The organism is Pseudoalteromonas holothuriae (assembly GCF_945859825.1).
GTDB classification, from domain to species: domain Bacteria; phylum Pseudomonadota; class Gammaproteobacteria; order Enterobacterales; family Alteromonadaceae; genus Pseudoalteromonas; species Pseudoalteromonas holothuriae.
On sequence record NZ_CAMAPC010000027.1, the window covers coordinates 20,096 to 42,859 of the forward strand.

General features: G+C 38.2%; 13 protein-coding genes and 1 pseudogene. 3 read left to right on the top strand and 11 right to left on the bottom strand.

Annotated features, from left to right (window positions below; all coding sequences use genetic code 11):
* Positions 1-2 precede the first annotated feature (2 nt).
* The 8 genes from OCI93_RS19850 to OCI93_RS19885 form a co-directional block, all read right to left on the bottom strand.
* Positions 3-1,133, bottom strand: a complete 1,131-nt coding sequence (locus OCI93_RS19850) for an amidohydrolase family protein (protein WP_261627130.1) — start codon at positions 1,131-1,133, stop codon at positions 3-5.
* A 12-nt stretch (positions 1,134-1,145) separates the two neighbouring features.
* Complete coding sequence (locus OCI93_RS19855; RefSeq protein WP_261595309.1) at positions 1,146-2,630, bottom strand: FAD-dependent oxidoreductase; 1,485 nt, start codon at positions 2,628-2,630, stop codon at positions 1,146-1,148.
* 67 nt (positions 2,631-2,697) lie between these two features.
* The gene (gene fabD / locus OCI93_RS19860) at positions 2,698-5,001 is read right to left on the bottom strand and encodes an ACP S-malonyltransferase (RefSeq protein ID WP_261595310.1); all 2,304 of its coding nucleotides are present in this window, start codon (positions 4,999-5,001) and stop codon (positions 2,698-2,700) included.
* 29 nt (positions 5,002-5,030) lie between these two features.
* Positions 5,031-6,032 (bottom strand): acyltransferase domain-containing protein, encoded by a 1,002-nt coding sequence (locus OCI93_RS19865; RefSeq protein WP_261627131.1) that lies wholly within the window; start codon positions 6,030-6,032, stop codon positions 5,031-5,033.
* 585 nt (positions 6,033-6,617) lie between these two features.
* Complete coding sequence (locus OCI93_RS19870) at positions 6,618-7,364, bottom strand: polyketide synthase (protein WP_261595312.1); 747 nt, start codon at positions 7,362-7,364, stop codon at positions 6,618-6,620.
* Positions 7,365-7,378: 14 nt separating this feature from the next.
* Positions 7,379-8,635 carry a hydroxymethylglutaryl-CoA synthase family protein gene (locus tag OCI93_RS19875; RefSeq protein WP_315942741.1) on the bottom strand — a complete coding sequence of 419 codons (1,257 nt, stop codon included), beginning with the start codon at positions 8,633-8,635 and terminating at the stop codon, positions 7,379-7,381.
* Positions 8,636-8,939: 304 nt separating this feature from the next.
* Positions 8,940-9,272 (bottom strand): type II toxin-antitoxin system RelE/ParE family toxin, encoded by a 333-nt coding sequence (locus OCI93_RS19880; RefSeq protein WP_261595313.1) that lies wholly within the window; start codon positions 9,270-9,272, stop codon positions 8,940-8,942.
* A gap of 9 nt (positions 9,273-9,281) precedes the next feature.
* Positions 9,282-9,521 carry a prevent-host-death protein gene (locus OCI93_RS19885; RefSeq protein ID WP_261595314.1) on the bottom strand — a complete coding sequence of 80 codons (240 nt, stop codon included), beginning with the start codon at positions 9,519-9,521 and terminating at the stop codon, positions 9,282-9,284.
* A gap of 1,372 nt (positions 9,522-10,893) precedes the next feature.
* On the opposite strand from OCI93_RS19885, the pseudogene OCI93_RS19890 reads away from it, so the two are divergent.
* Positions 10,894-12,370, top strand: a pseudogene (locus OCI93_RS19890) (IS3 family transposase); the annotation flags it as partial.
* A gap of 372 nt (positions 12,371-12,742) precedes the next feature.
* Here the strand turns inward: OCI93_RS19890 and OCI93_RS19895 are convergent.
* Genes OCI93_RS19895 through OCI93_RS19905 form a run of 3 tightly spaced genes read right to left on the bottom strand, consistent with a single transcriptional unit; the run spans position 12,743 to position 16,074 of the window.
* Entirely contained in the window at positions 12,743-13,876 is a 1,134-nt protein-coding gene (locus OCI93_RS19895; protein ID WP_261595315.1) for a replication protein A, read from the bottom strand.
* Between the two features lie 54 nt (positions 13,877-13,930).
* Positions 13,931-14,866, bottom strand: coding sequence for a ParB N-terminal domain-containing protein (locus OCI93_RS19900; protein ID WP_261627132.1), 936 nt, complete (start codon positions 14,864-14,866; stop codon positions 13,931-13,933).
* Positions 14,866-16,074, bottom strand: a complete 1,209-nt coding sequence (locus OCI93_RS19905; RefSeq protein WP_261595317.1) for an AAA family ATPase — start codon at positions 16,072-16,074, stop codon at positions 14,866-14,868. The genes OCI93_RS19900 and OCI93_RS19905 overlap by 1 nt, the downstream gene beginning before the upstream one ends.
* 1,290 nt (positions 16,075-17,364) lie before the next feature.
* Between OCI93_RS19905 and OCI93_RS19910 the strand changes: the two genes are divergently transcribed.
* Complete coding sequence (locus OCI93_RS19910) at positions 17,365-17,535, top strand: transposase (RefSeq protein ID WP_261595318.1); 171 nt, start codon at positions 17,365-17,367, stop codon at positions 17,533-17,535.
* A gap of 1,133 nt (positions 17,536-18,668) precedes the next feature.
* Positions 18,669-22,764: beta-ketoacyl synthase N-terminal-like domain-containing protein (locus OCI93_RS19915; protein WP_261627133.1), on the top strand; the 4,096-nt coding region annotated here is incomplete at its 3' end.

Genomic DNA, 22,764 nt, shown 5'->3' on the forward strand with positions numbered 1-22,764 from the left:
ACCTAACACACTATCGAGAAAAGCTCTGCCGCATTTTTATAGGCAATTTTTTCTTTGACCTCTAGCGACATGTTGGTACATAACTTGTTTAGAGCAGATTGCGAATGAGGGAACGTGCCATCAGCATGGGGAAAGTCAGTGGCAAACATCAATCGATTTGGATTCTGCCCTTCCATCGTCATAGCAACACTTAAATCGTCTTGGAACGTAAGATAGATATTATCAAAAAAGTATTCGCTTGGACCTTTACCAATATCAAGACCTAAGTAATGCCTATGAATTTCATAAGCATGATTTAAGCGCCATAAAAAGTGAGGGACCCAGCCACCATCTGCTTCAACACATACCACTTTAAGCGTTGGATGGCGTGTAAAAACCCCGCCAAAAATCAACATTGCCATAATATCCTGATTCCCTCTTAGGATATGTAATTGACGAACCATGGCTCCTGCTTTTGGGTTGCTGCCGCGAGTACTAGAGGCCAAATCTGAGCTACTAGCTAAAATATGAAAACAAACAGGTAAGTTAAGCGCAGCACACAATTCCCAAATAGGGTCATAATTGACGTGGTCATAATCATCAAACACCGCATTTCCGGGGAACATAACTGCACGAGCACCATTATCTTTGGCATGCTGTATAGCATTTAAACCTTCCGCTATCGTCCTTATTGAAATTAATGGCACCCCAAGAAGACGCTCAGGACTGTGCGAAGAAAATTCAAAAATCCAACGATTGTACGCCTCAAAACATACCTTACGATAATCCATATCAGGATGATTACAAATCAACATACCCACGCTGGGAAAGATAACTTCTGCAAGGACATTTTCTTGATCTTGTACCTTTAAACGCGCTTTGGGATCGATAGCACCCGGATGCAACTCATGCCACCCCACTGGTTTTTTTATAATTTCGCTTGATGGTCTTCCTGCGGTACAAAGTAACGCCATCGGCAATTGTTGTTCGATACCAGGAACGACCAAAATCGCACCACCATGCCGTTCATTGTAGATTTCAAATGGCATAGATTCACGGTACTTACTTGTAGTATCGGCGAACACAAACTCTCGTTCTGCAACATGTGAATCAGCAGAGATAACTTTGATCGGTGTCGTATTTTCAATGTTCATTCTTTCAATCCTTTAGTGCTGATCTAACAAGGCAACAATATGTTTCCATTGTCGGATTTGGTGCTTGCCGTGTTCTTCATACCAGATTTCATAGCCTGCTTTGGCTTTTTCAAAATTTTCTGAGCCAACCAGCACATCAGGTTTTTCCAACAAAAACCAAACCTGAAATAACTTACGATACAGATCTATATCGGTCTCAGACGCCTGACTAAGCCCTCGATCCATAACCGTCCCTATATAGTGACCATTATCAATAATCTTACCAGTTCCACTGAAATTAAACGGGTCGATGCCGTCACGAATATCCTTTGAATTGGATATATTGTTTCTATCCTTCCTAACTGAAGCTTGAATTGTTGACTCGAGTTCAACGGAAATACGCTGATAATATTCGGTAATTGCTTTTGTAATAGAACTGTTTTCACTCACAGCCTTGGCAATTTCATAAGCGGTTATCCAGGCAATAGTACAGCCTCGTCCAGCTGCGGGATTCAAGGTACACAGTGCATCACCAATATTTACCAACCCATTAAGAAGAGGCTGGTTATTATCAATTAAAGGATGATAAATGTTGTCCATATTGCCAAAGGACTTTAAGTTTCCTTGTGCAATGACATTCCGTTCGTCCACCCATGGGGCAAACCCAGGTAAATGTTTAACTACTGCCATCCAAGAAGCTAAGCGTGTAAGTTTCCGTAAAGATAAGTCGTCTTTCTGCGCCGTTAAAGTAATAGAGAAATAACCATTATCAGCAAAGACCATTGCCGCTCCCAAGAAGCTGGACTCGTAGTAAGAGCATCCGGTTATTTGCTTTTTATACGTTTCTATCAAACTTTCATCATATGGTGTGTCTTTAAGTTTAAACCATTGTGTTGTGTAGAAAATACCGCAGCTTTCATCTATTTGTGTAGTACTGGTAATGCCATGTTCCGCAAGCCATTTGACACATTGGCTACGCCGTCCAGAGGCGTCAACTACTAAGTCGGCATTAATGTTGGTATCGTCGTTACCAATACGAACTTTAACACCGGACACCTTACCAGGCTGATCACAGACAATTCCTAACACATTAGCGCTGTGAATAACTTTAACACCACTTTGTACTACTAAATTTCTCGCTTCATTCTCAAAAATATAGCGGCGGCATTTTAGCAGAGTCATTTTCGTATCATCAGGTCTTGCCAAAAAATCGCCAAATTTGAGCTTCGCATAATCTTTGAACTCAGCTTGCTCACAGCCTTTATTTAACAGAGTATTAAGAGCTTCAGGAGCATGCTCCTGAAGCATATTAACTAATTTAGGTAAAAAAGTGTGCGAATGCACCGCATGAGGCACCCCAGCACGTGACCAAGCTGCCCAATCCAGTTCAGTAGCTGATGAATAGTGAGCCTCTTCTCGCTCTAGTATCGTAACATCATGCCCCAAACGGCTAAAAAATAACGCTGCTGCAGTTCCTGCTATTGAACTGCCGATAATAGTAACCCTAATATTATTCACTAAACTCGTTCCTTTAAATTAATTGATGTCCGAGAATCAATTTCTCAGCGGAAAGGGCAACCAACCGCTAGCTTGCAGAACTAAAATTGTTTAAATAATCTGCAGCTTCATCCATTAATTTAACGCCGATGTGATCTACGTGCCGATTACGCCACTGTTCAAAATCAGTCCCTTTCGCCCAGTGGTTGAACGCTCCCATAGCAGGTCCTGTATGTATTTGAAAATCAACTTTTTGTGTTTCTCCACCAGATAAAGCAAGCCTAGTTGAATTAACAAAATACCATTTGAAAATAAGCGCCATCTTATGCTTTGGATTGGTTTCCGCTTTATCTATTTCGGCTGGATTTACTTTCAGATAGAACTGTTTGGTTTCTGCGTATACATCGTTAAATGAGCGTCTAAAATATTTTTCTTCTATAAGCTTTCTTGTATTCGCATCTATTTCATCTAGTGAGTTAAGTCGACTCCAAAGCTCATGCAGTTTCTTCGCTCGACCAGGGAAAAATACACCTCTTCTGAGTACTTGTACTTTTGCCCCGAGTTCAAACATGTCTCCTGCAGGCGCATAGTCGGTATCTTGAATGTCCATACACTGAAGCATGTCTTTCACTAAATCGCTAGTACCAGCTTCAACGGTACACTGGTTAATAGACCCAGTCACAACAAAATCAGCGCCTAGCACAAACATAGCAGCTACCGACTCTGGTGTGCCAACTCCGCCAGCGGCTCCAACTCGGATAGGCTTTTGGTAATTAAACTTGGTGTGTAGCTCATCTCTGATACGTTTGATCGTTGGCAACAAAATAGAAGCAACAGCTGAGTCAGTATGCCCTCCTGAGTCCGACTCCGCGCAAATGTCTTCAGCAACAGGTAAAGCGCTAGCAAGCCTAGCTTGCTCCTCAGTGATCAAACCTTCAGCTAAGAGTTGTTTTACTATCCTATCAGGAGCTGGACTTAAAAAAGCTTTAGCCATCTCAGGGCGCGACAATTTAGCTATGATCTTATGTTTTGAATCCACCTTCCCATTGGCATCTTGATAAATACCTGACAGCCTAAATTTAACCAGTGCTGGGGTTATTTGCATAAATGCAGAGGCTTCAATAAACTTAACGCCGTATTTCACATATAAATCTATCAGTGCCAATTCACCAGTAGCATTGCCCGGCTGGTGTAATAGGTTGACACCATACGACTCACCATTTGGTAAACTGCGTTGAATTTGCATCAACGCTGCTTCGATTGTATCGTTTGTTAATCCACCAGTACCTAAAAAGCCCATCAAGCCAGCTTTTCCCATTCTGATCACCAGATCTGCTGAGGCAATGCCTTTGTACATAGCGCCAGCCAAATAAGCATATTTTAGGTTGTAATCTTTACGAAATGAGGCGCTACCTAATTGTTGCCCGCTATTGTGTAACTTACCCGATGATATTGGTGTTGACTTAACGGCATCAACGTTGGTTATTTCACTGTGACGAGGTGTCAATACAATGCCTTCACGCAAACTCGATTCATCTCGTAACGGTGTGCATGAACTATTGATTTGCTTGACTAGTTTACTCAGCACGTCTCCTGGGCCAAACTCCTGAAACTCAAATTCGCCTTTACCCATAAGATACCGAATACTATCTGTCCATTGCACCGAACCTGATATTTGTTTTTGTAATAATGTCGGGATCTGCCCATCGGGATACATTCTCGCTGTGACATTGGCAATAACAGGTACTTTCAAAGGTGAGTATGTAAACTGATTTAAAAACTGAACAAACTCTTCTGTAACAGGGTCCATCAACTTTGAGTGAAATGCAGCGCTGACATTCAAAGGAATATACCGAGCCCCTGCATTTTCGAATAATTTAGCTGCAGCAAAAATGTCATCTTTTGTTCCTGACAGCACGATTTGTTCGGGTGCATTGAAGTTAGCAACCTCAATATTGTTAAAACCATTGCTCTTCAAAATACCATTGATGGTTTCAGCATTGATCCCCAAACAAGCAGCCATCGCACCTTCTGGAGCGCAGCTCATTAGCTGGCCACGTTTTTGAACCATACGCAGTCCATCTTCAAAAGAGAATGCACCTGCGGCATATAAGGCACAATATTCACCTAAACTATGGCCTAAGAAATAATCCGGCAACACACTCCCAGACTTCGAGGCTGCCAAGTAAGAAAGTATATTTACCGTATATAGTGCAGGCTGAGTGTATTCGGTTTTGGTCAAACATCTATTTGGGTCTGAAACACATAAGTCCTCAATTGAGTATCCAAGAATGTGATCAGCTATCTCTGTATGTTCTTTAAATTGCTTGAATAAATCTCGACCCATTCCCCTAAACTGTGAGCCCTGTCCTGGAAAACCGAATACTTTCATTGTAAACATCCTGCTTTAGTATTGTTATATTATATTTTTAAAGTTGATAATACGTTATTAAGTCTCGTTGTATCGTCGCCAAAAGGACTCATTACACTCAGTGGTTTTGAGCCTCCACTCTGTGAAATATTATATTTTACCGAGTTAGCCAAAGTGCCTGATGGACCAAGATCAACATAATTGAACGGTCCTCTAGCTTCTAAATATCTTATCGTGTCGCTCACTCTTATCGGATCTCGAATAACGTTAAAGAAATACGATGTGTCAATATGCGTTACTTTACTTGCACTTAAACAAGAATAATAAGGAAGCTTAGCGGCAAAGGTTGTGAAAGAACGCATTTCCTCATTGAAGTGCTCTTTTATATGGTCAATACAAGACGAATGGAATGCTTGTTTTACGGGAAGATACTGATACACAATACCTTTGTCTTTAAGAAGTGCTGTAACCTCTGCTATATTTTCACGGGTTCCAGCAATTACGAAGTTTTTTTGTGAATTAACCGCCGCTATATCACACGTCTGATTGATCGCAGGTGTAAGATAGTAAAGTTCCAAATCATATAAAACGGCTAGCATCGCACCACTGTCTAATTTTTCAAATATAGTAGCTTGTTTAATAACTATTTTTATCGCTTCATGGGCACTAATGATGCCAGCAACTACAGCGGCACAAAGCTCTCCCAAGCTGGCCCCCATAACACCATCAGGTTTAATACCTTCATCAATCAGTGTATTTGCAAGCGCAAGCTCAATCATAAAAATAGCGGGATGCGTTAAGGATATTTTTTCAAAAGGTTCTGAGCGCAGCTTTTTATCATCATAGAGATATTCAACAATTGAGTATCCAGCTTCTAGGTAAAACAAACTATCTAGGGATTGCAGCCTATGCTTAAAAGTAGCGTTGCTTTCATATAACCCTCTTCCCATTTGGTAAAATTGAGAGCCTTGTCCTGAAAACATAAATATTGTTGGGCTTCTCTTGAACTCCTCATTTAAAGAATGATTATTTCTGACAGTGCTAAAACTCACTTAACTTTCCTTCCTGTTACTAACAACATATTTCCATCTGTTTTGAACTTGGCAAATAAGTCTTTGACGGGCAACGTAGTTCCTCTTAGCGTAACATATATTTATCAATTGTAGACCTAGAAAATTAAAATTAATTTAAAGGTTCTTGAACAGCCACATGTACCTCTTATGTATCATAGATAGTCTCTTACTAATTTAAAAAATGCAACATTTACCTGAAATAAATATGCCTCCACATTCTCTATTCAACTATTTGATAATATTAAAAAATAACGTATTACAATGAAATCATATAAGAATACTAGATTAAATTATGTTGCTAAAGATACCTCTCAATTTTTAATGTACAGCTGGATTATAATAATTTTCGATAGTCTAAAAATTGAGTAAATAGCTCATCAATCGTATAGTACATTTCATATCTGAACATATTTCCATGTAATTAAAAAATCACACTACAATAACATTTTGCAAAGCAAACTTTAGCAGCAAAGAGCAATTATGAAGTTGATCAATCCCAAATACTACGCTGCCATATTATGTAAAATTGGGCTTGGGAAAGTTCATTCAAGCCCATTAATCAACTTATTGCCCAAATAGCGTTGCTATTTTCTCTTTAACCTCTTCTTGATGGAAGGTTTCATCATGCATTTTGAGCTCCTTCTCTATAAAGCCATCCAGCTCATTACGCATACCTGAAACCAAATGAGCCTTTAACGTTATAAGAGAACACCTTGGTTTCTCCGCGAGTTCTTCAGCAAGTTCCATGGCTTTATTCATGACCTCTGCACGTCTAACGACCATAAATGGAATACCGCGTTGCTCCAGTTCAATACCTCGATATGTTCGACCTAGGAGAAGCATCTCATGCCCTAAGCTAACTCCAAGTTTTTTAGGTAAAATATAGGTTGCGCCCATACCAGGAGTAAAGCCGTATTTCATAAAGTTAGCGGTATAGATACTTTCTTTACTCAGTACAACAAAATCGGAAAATAACCCAAATACAAACCCACCCCCAATACCATGACCTTGCATTGCAGATATGACGGGGAGTTCACAATCCAGTGCTAAACTATAAATGTTCACTGCATTAAATTGTAATTCTTTATTATAGATAGCCATCAAAGACTCTTGTGTTCCACCAGATACAAAGTAGCTCTCGTAGCCAGTAAGGATCACAACTTTATACTGTGTGTTTGCTTTGATCTGGGCAAATGCATAAAGCAACCCTTCTATCAACTCCTTTGTGAAGGTGTTTTTATGCTTAACATCTTTAAGTGTTATCAGCGCAATTTCGGGCGTTACCTCTACTAGTGTTACTTCATTAACCATGAAATTCTCTTCCTCTAGCTCCACTTATATTCGCGATGAAACTCATTTATTTGGTGTAAATATAGTTTTTCCTTGCCGTCAATCACTTTCCAAGCTTCAGGTAGCGACAAATGTTCAACGGTTGTGTTTCTGGTGCCAAACTTGATATTCACATTATTCTCAATAATGGTTATGTACTCATCCATTTTTAATTCGTAACGACCATTAAGGTGAGCTTCAATGCCCATACCTCTTACAATGCTCGGAGAGTCTTCAAAAACTACGCCACTAAAAAACTCTGAGCAACACCCAGAACCATAAGAAAAGCAGCCAATTCTTTTAGGTCGATCAAAGTTACCATTGTTGATGAGACCAATTAGCGCTAGGTACAGTGTTGCACCCATTACGTTTCCTACACGTTGACAAAAGCCAATACTTGGTAATACACGTTTCTCAAAATCTTCCTCAATTTCAGGGGGAGGGAGCTTAACAAGTTTACGCATCATCGTTCGATGCGCACCTTTAACCATACCGCCAAAAGGAGTATGAAATGCTAGATAGTCAAAGGAATGTTTATAGTCAACACCTTCTACTCTTTTTTCATATTCTAAATATGCTTGCTCACAGCAGTCTAAATATGACATAAGTGATAAGTCAGAGTCTCCAGCTTCCATGTCAGGCTCAGGGCGACATGTATCCATAACTTCATAGCCATAATAACCATTTGCCCCTATATCCACTTGAAAGATTTTTGGGTTATCACTAACAAGCATAGCAATAGCTCCTGCACCACTACTTGGCTCAGCGTAAGACCAGTCACTTGATAGTGACGTACCCGCTTCAGCTGCAACAAAACGAGAAATATCTGTAGCGATTACGAGTGCTTTAGCACCAGGAGATGTTTGGCTCAGTACAAAGTTAATTGCCATTTGTAGCCCGGCGGTACCAGAATAACAAGCTTGTTTAATTTCAAATAGCCTACAGTTTCTATTTAAACCAAGATAATGGTGAATATAAGTACTCATAGACTTACCAAAGTCTATTCCTGATTCTGAACAAGTGATCACCATTTCAATTTGTTCTTTCTCAGCAGCAGACATTCTATCTAGAATCGGCTTTGCGGCATTCACGCCATAGGTAACCGGATCCTCGAAAGGTAACGCTACAGATTTTTCTCGCATCATCAAATTTTCAAAGCGATATGCATCTAAATTTCTATATTCAGCCAGTTTCATTACATCAAGATAAGCAACTCCACTATAGAAGTTGAATGACTCTATACCTACATTCAAAATACATTCCTCGTTATTATTAGGTCGTTTCCTTTATGATATCTTTATTCTCTTACTAACTACTTTTGTATTGGTTTTTAGCCTAACAGGTGCGAATTATAATATACTGTAATAGGCCTGCTTGTCCCCCTTGATAATACCGCTATTTAGAACAAAAATATAAGGGAAATTTATATCAGAGAGTATGTTCTATATCAATGGACGTAAAATGGGATATTAGAGAGTTGCAGCCCACATGTCTCTTTGCGGGCCTAAAGGTGGTTATGGCATGAAATGATTTTAAAAAGCATTTTAGTGTCTAGCGCTAGACAACTAACGACGTTTCAATTAATGTCTTGTAGTCCATTCTTTGATGACAAAAGATGTGCAGATATACAAAGCAATGTTCGGTATCCGTTTGATTGATTTCATAGATAAAGCGATAATCGTCCTTAAGCATCTCTTGATAACTCAAATCTTCTAAATATTGACAGCGTATACCACTTTGTGGAAATTTTTCAATTTGCTTTTTCCATTGCAGAATGACCGTTTTAATCTTTTCTTTGACACGCTCTACAGGTTGATGCCTACTACTCCACTCAATAACATTTCTAATTTGTGCTTGCGCTGACGCCGAAATAACAATATTTACTTTCATCAATGTGACTTATAGTGAATCTAAAAAATCATCAAGAGGCGCAACTTTACATTGTTCTACATCCTTTTTAGATCTTAATAACAACTCCATAAAAGCGATTTTTTCCTGCTGATATAGATAAGCCTCATGGGTTTGAATAACTAAAGACTCTCGTCCATTTTGCGTAACAAATAAGGGCTGAAAACCCAGTTCATCATGAAGGCTAGCAGCCCTCGCTTTCATATCACTTATGTTTGCTATCGTTCTCATAACAACCTCGCTAGCTGCTGTTTATTTTTTGGTTAAAGATAAAATCAGTCTGAATTCAGACTAATAGTCCGAATTTAGACTAATAGTCCGAATTTAGACTAATAGTCCGAATTTAGACTAATGCTTTGAATATGTCAACCTAAGATAGGCTTGTTCATTTATAACAGCATTTTAATGACATTATATAAACTTGGTATTCTGTTTGGGATTAAGTTACACCACGCCGTTTATATTTCATATCTGTTATCGATAGCGTAAAACTAATCCACTCACGACAATTTAAAATTGATCCACCTGATGCACAATGATCACCCACTATGAAAAATGGTGGTCGAGATGTAATTGTTAAATCATGAGGAACTAATGGATATTCATGTGTAACATAAACAAAGTCAAAGTATCCGAACTATTAGTGACAGCTCGATAGCTCGAAGCACTGTAAGTTGTGATTTAAGAAACATCACCCGTACATCCAATTGCGGGTAAAGGCCATACTAAATCGAAAAGTAAAGTGGAGCGTTTTAATGGTTATTTCAAACACAGTTTTATTACTAAGCAAATAGCGTTACCAAAACAGACCGGACTCACGCTTAATACTGATACGGCCAACGCACAAGTTGTTTCTTCTCCTGAAGATACAACATATTAAGAATACACTGAACGGCAAAGCAAACGTCGGGATTAAATGGCAGCAAGCACTAGCGGCTTATATGGACTCCCTGTAAATGTCAAAAAGAAATTAGATGCTAGCTTATATACGGGCTAAAATTGCTGATCTACCTCTGGCCTCGGATGTATTCGCACCTTCATGACTTCTCTGTTGAGCACTATATGTTCAAAAGTCAACAGTTCTTTTGGATTATTCAAAATTAAATTACCATTAAAACTGATCAGAATATAAAAAATAACTTCGTTGATAGTTACTCATTTATCATATTCATCTTTACGACAGCGTATCAAATAAACTTTGTCAGTTTTGGTTTTATCTTGATAAAAAACATCGCCTAGAGTGTCTAGCGCTCGACACCTAGTTCATGGATGAAAACATAGCAAAGTCATAGCTTCATGTTATTCACATAAAGAAATAAAATGAGAAACAGTACGATCTGAAATAACCTATATAAATTTCACAGTAATATCACCGCAACGGCAACATCAATATGCAAACAGATATAAATATCGAGTTTATAACCAAGCAGAGTAGTGTACCGATTAAGTCAGGGCGTCGAAAACATCATTTACAACCTCATTATATTGACCAATTCGATATAAATATGAAAACGAGGGCTTCCTAACCTCTGTGTCAGGATAATTATCGCCTCAGTTTTCATAAAAATAAAACAGGGAGCGGTAAGTTAGTTATGAGTGAAACATTATCCTGAAGATCATAAGAAAGCTGATTGAAAGTGGTTTTTCATTACGTCAATTCACAAAGCTAGCAAGCCTCAACTTATCTACTTTGTATTCATGGCGAGATAGGTATTTAAAGTAGGTTCTAGTTTGACAGATAGTAATAGTTAAGGTGGCTGGTCACCCGAGCAAAAATTCTCAATTGTTTTAGAAACCGAATCATAAAGTGAAATTGAGTTAAGTGAGTATTGCCGCAACAAAGGTCTTTACCCTGAACAAGTTAAAAAGTGGAAGCAAAGCTACATTGCAGGAAACCAAACTAAAACCCAGCAGCGTAAGCAATTAACTCAAGAGCGAAAAGCTGACCGAAAACGGATTAATGAGTTAGAAAGAGAACTAAAGGCTGCGCTTGCTGAAACAGCGGCCTTGTTGGTGCTAAGAAAAAAGTTAAATGCCTACTGGGAGGAAGACGAGGACAATTAATCTCACTCACAGGTAGGCAGCATTATGCAACCTTGATTGATGAAGCCGTTGTCTCTGGAACAAGAAAAGAGAAAGCCTGTGAAGAAATTGACTTGTCGATACGCACGTTACAGCGCTGGCAGGAAAGTGGTAAAATCAGTGTTGATAAAAGAGTAACAGCGGATAGGCCAGAGCCGAGCAATAAGCTCACAAAGGAAGAACAGCAAGCGGTATTAGATACCTGTAACCAAGAAGAATACGCCAATTTAGGACCGAGCCAAATCGTACCAATGCAGGCAAATAAAGGGCAATATCGAGCTTTTATCGTGTGTTGAAAGCCAATGGCCAGCTAACCCATCGAGGTAAAGCAAAACCTAAAGGTAGTCGAACTAAACCTAAGGGGTATACAACAACAGCAACAAACCAAATGTGGACTAGGGGCATAAGCCACTGTGCGTCAACAATTTTTCGGGAGGATTACCGCCGGTTCTTTATCTCTCTATGATAATCGACATTTTCAGTCAAAAAATAGTCGGCTGGGAAGTTTATGAAAGTGAGTCTGGGGAGTATGCAGTTGAATTACTTGAGCGCAGCCTTTGGGCAGAGAAGTGCATAAAAAAAGACGTCGTATTGCACTCAAATAACGGCAGCCCAATGAAGTGCTTATTGATGCAAACTAAAATGATTGATATGGGGGTGATTGGTTCTCGTCGCCGTCCGGGTGTCAGTAATGACAACCCGTACTCACAATCGCTGTTTCGCACAGTTAAATACTGTCACCGCAGGCCAATCGAAGGCTTTAAAAGCCTGGAAGATGTAAGGTCGTGGGTGAAAGACTTTAGCAAGTGGTACAACAATGAGCACAGACATAATGGAATCAAATTCGTAACGCCACAATGGTGAAGATAAAGCGATACTGGCAAAACACAGTGAGCTATATAGCGAAGCAAAAGAAAAGCATCCTAAGCGCCGGTCAATGAACATTAGAATGGGATGAAATCAGTAATATGGAGTTAAACCCAGAGAACAAAAAGAAGCAGCTTAACAGCCAAAGCGATAACAACCTTGAAAGCACCGTAATTGTTCAGGGAAAAGTCCAATATTGAGGTGTAAAATGAAAAAACTAAAAATATACAACTGAATTTAAGAAAAAACAGTCGCTTTAGCTAAGTTAACTTAGTCGTTAGAACCATAATTAAGGCTTATAACTTTAGGAAGCAGGTAAAAGATATGTTTGCACAATGCTAAGTCAATGCTTGAGGTGATCTACGCACTACTGACGATTACATGAGAAATGATTTTGCTGAATATATAAAGTATTATAGCTTGGTGAGGTTGCATCAGCTAACAACGTCCCAACAAAAACACACTAAATCACAACAGAGTAGAATGATGCCAAAAGATGGCATCTACTCCATCAGCTTTTCTATCTCGTCTTCATTCACAAAGGTCATTTCGATAGTTTTAGCCTGCTTATTTAAGTTTAATACCTCTTGAGAAAATCGGTCGCTTGGATAAATTTTATATAAATAATCAATAATCCGGCCGTCATCATCCTTACGGTTTTCTACTTCATAGTTAAGTATAATTTCAGCATCGATAAAATCACGCATTGTTTGTGTCATATCACGCCGAATAGCAACAAGCCTATTACAAGACAACTCTTTATTTTCGATAGCTCCAAAGCGAATCATTAAATCAACTAACAGGAAATGATAATTTTTACCTGGCGCAGCATACCGAAAAACGGTGTATAACCGCAGCGCTAACCACCTTGACAAAGAGCGGCTAAAAATTTGAGTTCTCTCAAATAGATAGCCTCTATACTCTACATTTTCTATTTTTGCTGCAACAACACTGTTCAAAATTGCCAAACATTTTACGCTGGAGCGCCCACGTTCACCAGAAAAATGAACCGCATCTAGATAATTGGTTGTAGTATCGAAATGTTCAACAGTTCCAGTTTCTGGATTCTCTACATCCAAAGTCATCCGTAACATAGCCCCTTTTAAAATATGCAGAGACTCTTTTAGATCTGGAAGGTTTAATGTTTGGTTGACTGACTTCATTTCATTTTGAAGCTCTTTTAAAGTGAAACAAACCGCGTATTGTTGTCCCATTTTGCCATTAATGGCGATAATATTTCCTTTTGACGCTAACCTAATGAGTGCTCGCTCCACCTTTTCCTCTCTATCGGAAGGGTAGGCGATATAGTCAGTATCTTTTTTTGAAATAATAGCTGGCGTGATCTCTAAATTACCATGGTACAACTTATGTTGAAACTTTTCGGATAATTGTCGAGAGATCACGACTCTTTTATCTGCGTTAACAAATGCTATAGGCCTTCGCTTATCTCTTACGAACCTAGACCATAAGTCATAGGGTTGAAAGGAGTTAGAAACCACCATTCCAGATTTTTCACCTAATGCACCGGTCCCTACAAAGCGAGAGAGCTGAAGCACTTCCTCAGCGCTTTGAATTTTCTTTACTTCCTGCCTTATACTCTCAGGCAAGTTGCCAACTTTAAAAGTTCTTTCACTCATCTCATTTTCCACCATTGTAGGGGAGGGTATATCAATCTCAAAACTTTAGTTGTATTAACGTAAACCTTCATTGAGTAAATCGAAGACTTTTTCGATTAGTGCAGGCTCAACATGTTCATCTAATGTAATTGATAGGCGACCTTTTGCATCTACCTTTGTTTTTATATTTTTCACTTTGACAAAATCTTGCCAAGGATTTTCAGGTTTTGCTATAGGCTCTCGAATTTGCTTCAAAATAAAGTTTTGTATGCTTTTAGAGAGCTTTGCGTATTGAGGAGACTCAACTTCTTTGGAATAGTCTTCAATATCGGATAAAAATTTCTCATATGTGATATCAATCACATTGTTTAATTTGTCTTCAGGTAACTCTAACCCAGATACTTCTTGAACAAATCTAAATGTAACATATTGATATGCTGGGAATAATTCAAACATTCTTTTAGGCAATTTAGCAACTCGTTGCCCCATATTTGCAGTATCTTTTGAAACATCAAATAACTCAGCTAACTGTCTAGCACTTAACTCAGAAAAATCGCGTTCTTTTTTAATTGTCAGTCCAATATCAACAAAAGATGGTGCTACATATTTATCTGACCATTTGGCTAGGTAACATTCATCACTGCTTTCTAGATGATTTACGCGATAGCCAACCAAGACTGCACCAGGTACATTCTTTACAGCAAAAAAACGTCTCAAACCAACAATAACTTTAAAGTTATCTAAAGACCCTACAATATAAATGGGATAAGCATTTCGCTTACTTTCTTTAATAGATGGAAAAATATCTTCAACAGCTGGTAACTTTAAATCTTCGTATCGTCTTGGATTAAACTTAGACTGAGACGCAATTTCTGGTAAATCTTCAGCTTTAATTTCGAATGGATAGAATCTGACTTTATTTCCGCTCGGCATTAACTTTTCAATCGAACCATCTGGTAATTTTGTTTCAGGAAGCGAGTCTTTCATTCGTCCTTTATGTTTTAACGCCATTATTTAACCTTCTCTAAATCACGTTCTATTTGCATGAAAAGTGCAGATGATATTTTTCTGACCGACTCAGCCGCTTTACTAAGACTTTGTTGTGAACCTTGATAGTCCTTTCCTTGAATAGTTAAAACAGTTTCGTATGATTGGCCTACTTTGTTAAAAGCTTCTAAATTTGGTAAATATTCTGACAACATATCGTCAAGGGTTTTAATATAATGACGTTGTGATGTTCTATGCTCTTCACGAGAAGCAGTAAACTTAGTCATAAATCCGTAAAAACCTGTAATATCAACATCAGAGCCATATTCTTTAATTTGCGTTAGTAAAGATGGAATACGTTCGACAAAAGTTAGAGTTGAATGTAAGTCAACATGCGCAGGGGGTGCTGGCATTATCATAAAGTTTGTTGCAACTAAGGAGTTTAAAAGTAGCGCATCTAAATGCGGTCCAGTATCTAAAAAGATAAAATCAAAATCATGTTTGATTTTATCAATTAAATTAACTTTTAAAAGATCGTAAGTTGATGTTGAATAACCTTCATCTTTTAATTCTGCGTGCAGTTTCATCCATGAACTTGCAATAAAACCATCTTCAATACATGCAGGCATAAGTTTTACGTTCGGTACAGTGGTATCAACAAAGCCATTTTTTAAAATTTCTTCTTTGCTTAGTTGTGGATTTATACATATTTGTGCAGCTGTGTAATCAAAGCTATTAATGGTGTAATGATGATTTAAGAACATAGTTGCAGAACCTTGTGGGTCCATATCTATGACTGCGATACGTAAATCTTCTTTAACAAGTTCAGGATTTAACCTAAAACCTTGAGCGATCGATACTGTAGATACTGTTTTTGTCACACCTCCTTTTAAAGAAGAAGTGAAAATAACTTGAGCAGTAGAGTGCTTATCTCGCCACTTCTGCTCTCCTTTACGTTCATAAATCTTAACTATGTCTTCAATAGTTAATTTAAAAACACCTATTGAACCATGTTGCTTTGTTTTGAACTGATAACCTTCTGATTCAAGCTCAGAGATGTACTTATCTACAGATGTTCTTGATAATTTGGGAAAATTCTTATATACCGCTGCTTTTGTGTATGTTGGTAATCCTTCAAAGTTAATTTCTGCTTTGACTAGGTCTACTTCATCGCTTAATTCTCTTAAAGATTCCTTTGCGCGCAAAGCCATTGCATTGAAGTCTACACTCATTCTTATATTATCCTCAGCATATTTTCCCTTATGCTATGTCAGAAAAGCAGGTTTTACAATAAAAATCACAAAAAAACATGTCTTTTATTTAATTTGATGTAGTTGTAGTGAAATTGATGTACTCCTTTCAATAGCTTGTTTAAACGATATTTTACTGTAAAGACATAGTATGCTTGAAGTTATATAAAAGGTAATCAAGGTTAATTCTTTAAGGTTAAGTATTAAGGTATTAAGGGTAATATCATTAAATAGCCATTTATCTATCTGATATTATTGAACATTATAAGTTATGGCAGATCTATATTACACCATTTATAGATCCATTATTCACCATTTATTGGATCATGATCACACTTTTATGTTTTCATGATTGGTTCTTTATTCACAGGATATAAACAGGGTTATTAACATATTTTGGGCTCAGATCAAAAGTACACCATTTTATTTGAGATCTTATACACAGAATTATGTCATTTTTCTCGGTTTTTATAGTGTAGATCTGATCTGCACTATATATAGATCAGATCTACACCATTACTTTATGCCTTTATGCACAGGTATAAAGGCATAAAGTAACGAGTTAAAGCTAAAAGCGCCTAGTTTTGTATTTTTGTGGTACTGCCTTGCTCTCTGAGAAGCTTATTTTAGCGGATTATAAAGGTTGTGGTAACTAACTTATCCGGTAAGAAGAGGTAGATCAGTTTCGCACCATTTCAAATGTATGAGTGCAGATCAGTATTACACTATTTAATAGAGGCGAGCACACCTCTATTAATAACTTGAATGGACTAATTTTAGAGGCGTTCTATGTCTTCATTTTTATTTTAAATGTTTGATTATTAATGGCTTTCGTTTTAATTTGAGTCAGGTGATACCATGTGCCACTTTTATTAGTTCAGATCAGTATTGCACCATTTAGTAAATGTGCTTAACTCCCACATTAAAAAAGCACTATAGTTAAATCAGTCTAATGTGGTATATCAGCTATCAAGGTACTAAATAAAAGCTGACCTTTAAACACTTCAGTATCAGTAAATTCACTCTACTTCGCAGGAAAAATAAATTAGACTCTTGTTTAATAAGAAATAATCTAGCCAGCAAAGTAGATATGGCATCGCTGGAAAATAGCATTAAAATTATCTCAATGATTCTCAGTGGGATAATTTTAATGCTACTTAGCCAACTATTCATTATGCATTGAAACAACTCAATATTAGCTATAAAAAATGCTAAAACACCCTAATGCCTTTATTTCTCACATAAAAGAGTGTGAGGTGCAAGGAAAAGAGATTGTTTAATTGCTCTGTAAACTCTCATGTGTTCCATGCTTGGTTAACTCAAAATTTGTTGCCAAAACTCAACTCAGGGGCTGTTATTATTATGGATAATGCAATTTTTCATAGAAGAGCTGATATGTTGAAAGCAATTCAACGTTATGGCTGGATTGCAGAATATAGCTAATATTTAAATCAAATCGCGCAAAAGTGGACGCAAGCCAAATTCATTAGACATAAGTTTCAATATTCGATTGTTAGCACTTAGACTATCGTAAATTGTATTGATCTAGCTATGTTTTCTAATTATCGACGATAATACAGATCAATTTTACACTATTTAGATTTTAAGCAGTCACTGCCTATAATAAACTAGGCCGTGTTGACCTTTAAAGTATGATTTTTTCAATCAAAGGCTGTTAATACTAGGAATTGGCTCATAGTGTAAGCCTTTGATTTAACCGTTTGGTCAGTGCGTGCCATTCGGATATTTTTCTACGTTTCACCTAACTTACATAGAGTAACTATGCGGCGCAGGTTCTGCCTTGCTAAAGCATCCGAATGATTGCTGAAAAAACACATAGTCAAGATCAGCACGAGTTGTTTAATATCGACTTTTTACATCATTAGGGTAGCGTATGCTACTTTATCCTTGTAACGGTGAGTCTCTATTTCAAGTCATCAATTCGCATTGCAAAATGGTGTATTTCAAAAAGCATATGTCTATATATATTTAGGCCTATTAGGCCATGTATATGGTCGATTCAGATCACAATTACACTATTTAAATATGTTCTCTAATTTTGCCATTTATTAATTTTTAATATATTTTACAGTTGCTTATACTTTTTAAGTTATGTGACTCATACAGAGTAAGTCAGTATCTAAAAGTGCACGCAGAATCAGCTTACCTATAACCGAGATAAGCATGTTTGATTTTGTTATTTTGCCTCCAATAAACGACTCGTTTGGGTGGTCTAAATACCAATTAATTAGAAAGAGTATATTAAGTCTCATTTTTGGTGTGAAGATAGTGACATGGGTTTTAAAAAAGTTCACAATGGGGTAGGTCATTGCTTTATTTACGTTTGTTTTTTTTTAACAGATTCAAATTAACTGGCTGATTTTTATAGGCTCGTTACTAATGATGGTGAGTAATGTGGATAACGTTTTTTTTCACATTACTTGCAACAATAAAAAACATACGCATTTTTATCTGTGTTGCTTGTATGAGCAGCAGCCCACAATCAACAGGTTTTGTTACAAAGTAGACATGAGTTTTAATGTCATAAAACAATAATAAATTGGATGTTTGTAGTAATGGAAGGCTCTAATAAAAATAAACGCTCTTACGATATTCATAAAATCGCAAAAAATGTAGACAATGAAGTAGATAGGTTAAATGCACAGGTAGACTTGTTTTGGGAGCAAGAATTCAACCTGATGCTTGATGCCGGGCTAAAAGATGGTATGTCTATCGTTGAAATAGGTAGTGGACCTGGTTATATAACATCCAAAATACTGACTTACTTCCCTAATTGTCACGTTACTCAGATCGAAATTGATGACTACTTACTTAAGTTCTCTAAACAATACCTACAGAGCCTTGGCTTAAAAAACTTTTCTCAAGTAAACCGATCAATGTTAGATACCGGCTTTGAGGGTAATCGCTTTGATTTTGCATTTTGTCGACTAGTTTTAGAGCATGTGCCTGAGCCAATTTCAGCAGCATGGGAAGTTTTAAGAATACTTAAAGAAGGTGGAATTGCGGTTTTTATCGACAATGATTTTGGCTTGCATTTGACCACATACCCCTATGTATCGGGCCTTTCGGATCTGTATAAAGCATATTGCCAGCAAAGAGAAGATGAAGGCGGACACCCTAGAATAGGTAGGCAATTGCCTATGGTGTTACAAAGTGCGGGCTATGATGATGTACAGCTGCATATGGTACATGCGCACAGTCGTTTGATTGGTGAGGAGCAATTTTTAAAATCCGAAGGTATTGGTATACCTGCAAAGCTTGTTAATGCTGGTTATTTACCTAGTTCTACCCTTAGTACTATAGCTAAGGATTGGAGTAAGTTGCTTAAGCATCAAGATAGAATTATTTTTCGACAGTTGTTCATGTGTTGGGGTAAAAAGAACGTTAATATGCTAATAGGCAGTGAAACGTTAAAGTTTCGCGAGCTTAAACCTATAGATGCTGACCAAGATAACCCTATCAATACAGGTAAAGCCCAAAAACGCCCTGCGCAACTTAATCGTTCTATACATCCCGATATAAATGCTTTGAAAGGACTACTAAAATCTTTATTGTCCGTTGATGAAGACATTCTTCCTAATACCAGTTTTGCAGAGTTGGGTATTAACTCATACTTGTCTGTAGAATTTATAGAAAATATCAATGACCAATTTGATTTAAATATGGGTGTTGAAGCTATTTTTGACCATGATAATTTAGCTGAGTTATTGGCCTACATAGACGCTTTAATAACTACTCAAAAAGATACTAATGCCAATTTAAGCACAAGCGAATCGCATACAGAGCAACTGGAGTTTTCTGACGGGATTGCGATAATTGGTATGGCTGGGCGTTTTCCCGATGCCAATAGCGTTGATGCATATTGGGATAATTTGCTTGCGGGAAAAAGCAGTATTCACCCAATCGACCGAAGAAACTGGCAAGAATCATCGTATTATGCTCAAGATAATGAGCTTGAAAATACTTCTGTAAGTAAATGGGGAGGGTTTTTAGATGAAATATATGGTTTCGATCCATTGTTTTTTAATATATCCCCAAAAGAAGCAACAAGGATGGACCCTCAGCAACGGTTATTCTTAGAAGAAACATATAAATGTGTTGCTGATTCTGGTTATTCGCCAGCGTCTTTTTCTGGAAAGTCAGTCGGTGTGTATGTCGGATGTCGCCAATCCAGTTATCTAGATAATATAAAACAATATAACTCGCATTCTTTTCTTGGCAATGATTCTGCAATTTTAGCCGCTCGGATTTCGTATTACCTGAATTTAAAAGGGCCAAGTCTTGCGGTAGATACTGCTTGTTCTTCTGCACTTGTTGCTGTGCATTTAGCATGTCAAAGCTTACAGCAAGGAGAGTCAGAATTAGCGTTGGCTGGCGGTGTATTTACGTTAACATCACCAGAGTTCTACATCATGGCGTCAAAAACCAATATGCTTTCCGACAGAGGTGTATGTCGCACTTTTGATGATGAGGCGGATGGGATTGTTCCCGGTGAATCAGTTGCTTGTGTACTGTTAAAGCCAACCAGCAAAGCGTTTGCGGATGGTGACTATATCTATGCCCAGATCAGAGGAACGGCTGTTAACCAAGATGGTAAAACCAAAGGGATTACGGCCCCGAGTAGTCGCTCACAAACCGAACTGATCAATTCACTGTATGAAAAAGCCGATATTTCAAAACATAGTGTTGGGTATATTGAGCTTCATGGTACTGGTACAAAATTGGGTGATCCAATTGAAGTCAAAGCGTTACAGAATGCTTTCTCAGGGGTAACAGGGACCTGTATTATAGGGTCGCATAAACCAAATATTGGGCACACAATAACCGCGGCAGGCATGACGGGGTTGATTAAGGTAATTCTTTCGCTTAAGCATAAGGTTATTCCACCAACGATTGGTATTAATAAGCTAAATCGTCATATTGTGCTGAACGATAGTTGTTTTGAAGTAAACACTCAAGTAGCTCCTTGGCCTGTAAAAGAGGGGGGCATTTGCAGAGCTGCTATTAGTTCATTTGGTTTTAGTGGCACAAACGCACATGCGATATTAGAACAAGCACCAGATGCTTTGGGTACCAATAAAACAGACCAGAAAGGATATTACTTAATTGTGTTGTCAGCTCATAGTGAGCAACAACTGACTAAGTACGTTGGCAAAGTAGTGGATAAGCTAACACGTAGTCCAGAGTATGAATTGACGGATGTTAGTTTTACATTATTAGCTGGACGAGTTCATCACTCGCAGAGGCTTGCATGCCTTGTGGAAGATATGGAGGGATTAATTAAGTATCTTCAGAGGTGGCTTAATGAGTCAAATGAATATGATTCAAACAATCTGCTTTATGCTCATGTTCAGGAAGAGCATAGCGCGGAAGATGAGATACTTTCTTGGTATTTGATCTGTAATGAACAACCACTTTGGTTGTGGAGTAAAGATGACGTTCAACAGCTTGCTAAATTGTATATTAGTGGTGTTTCGCTGCCTTTTCATATGTTGAGCAAAGGTGGTTTTTATCGTCGTCTACCTATGCCATGCCAGCCTTTTGAGCAACAATTATTTTTTGTAGATCACAATTACAGTGCTATCGGATCTTCAGCTTTGGCTGCTAATGGCACATTATTACACCCACTAGTACATAAAAATTGCTCAACTATGACCATGCAGATGTACAGCTCTACCTTATCTGCGCAGCAGCCAGTATTGGCAGATCATACAATACTTGGGAAACGTATCTTGCCAGGCGCAGCCTATTTAGAAATGGCACGAGTTGCCTTAGCCGATGCATTGAGCTTGTCTGCTACAGAGCAACAACAACTCACGTTGCATGAGGTGGTATGGCAAACCCCATTTGTGGTTGTAGCCAATAGCACAGCACAATTAAAGCTGACGTTGCAACCGGATGGGCCGCACTATGGTTTCACAGTATTGAATGATACTGATGAAACGTTATGCCACGGAATGTTGCAGATACACTCACCTACGAGAGCTCCAATAACCGATACACTCCATCAGATACAAGCGCGATGTAGCGCAGAGCCCAGTAATGGTGCGCAATATTATAGTCAATTTGCGCAGTTAGGATTTGAATATGGGCCATCTCATCAAGGGATAGTAAAGGTGTGGCACGGCGTGTCAGAAGTACTAACCCAGCTAGATTTAAGTGCATATGCAGAGGTTTCGGATACAGTCGGGTATACCTTGCCACCGGGTTTGCTAGACAGTGCATTACAAAGCTGTTTGTGTTTGCACTTGCAACAAGGGGGAACGGGTGCTTTGGTGCCATTTTATCTACAGCACTTAAATCAATGGCAGCCCCTTAGTGCCAAAATGTGGGTGTGGGTTCGTCAAGAAGAAGGACATACGGGGGTATTTACGCTCTGTATGTTTAATGAGCAGGGTCAGCTGAGTGTGATGTTGTCGGGCTTGCAAACGCGTCCTTTGGGAAGTGCGAACACGTTACAATGTTATAGTAGCCTTTGGCAGCCAGCAGAAAATATAGCCTCACATGATGCAAGCACAAAACAGGTGCAAGTATGGGGGTGTGAGTTGTCGATGTACACGCAAAATGCGTTACAGGGAGCACTGCCGATGATGAAGGTGCTTAACTCCTCACAAAGGGAGGAAGCACACAGATATGAAGGATATGTCAGTA

What these genes read in the sequence shown, in the direction of transcription:
- OCI93_RS19850 (WP_261627130.1), bottom strand. Translation starts at nt 1,133, where the DNA reads ATGAACATTGAAAATACGACACCGATCAAAGTTATCTCTGCTGATTCA.
- fabD (WP_261595310.1), bottom strand. Translation starts at nt 5,001, where the DNA reads ATGAAAGTATTCGGTTTTCCAGGACAGGGCTCACAGTTTAGGGGAATG.
- OCI93_RS19870 (WP_261595312.1), bottom strand. Translation starts at nt 7,364, where the DNA reads ATGGTTAATGAAGTAACACTAGTAGAGGTAACGCCCGAAATTGCGCTG.
- OCI93_RS19880 (WP_261595313.1), bottom strand. Translation starts at nt 9,272, where the DNA reads ATGAAAGTAAATATTGTTATTTCGGCGTCAGCGCAAGCACAAATTAGA.
- OCI93_RS19885 (WP_261595314.1), bottom strand. Translation starts at nt 9,521, where the DNA reads ATGAGAACGATAGCAAACATAAGTGATATGAAAGCGAGGGCTGCTAGC.
- OCI93_RS19895 (WP_261595315.1), bottom strand. Translation starts at nt 13,876, where the DNA reads ATGAGTGAAAGAACTTTTAAAGTTGGCAACTTGCCTGAGAGTATAAGG.
- OCI93_RS19900 (WP_261627132.1), bottom strand. Translation starts at nt 14,866, where the DNA reads ATGGCGTTAAAACATAAAGGACGAATGAAAGACTCGCTTCCTGAAACA.
- OCI93_RS19905 (WP_261595317.1), bottom strand. Translation starts at nt 16,074, where the DNA reads ATGAGTGTAGACTTCAATGCAATGGCTTTGCGCGCAAAGGAATCTTTA.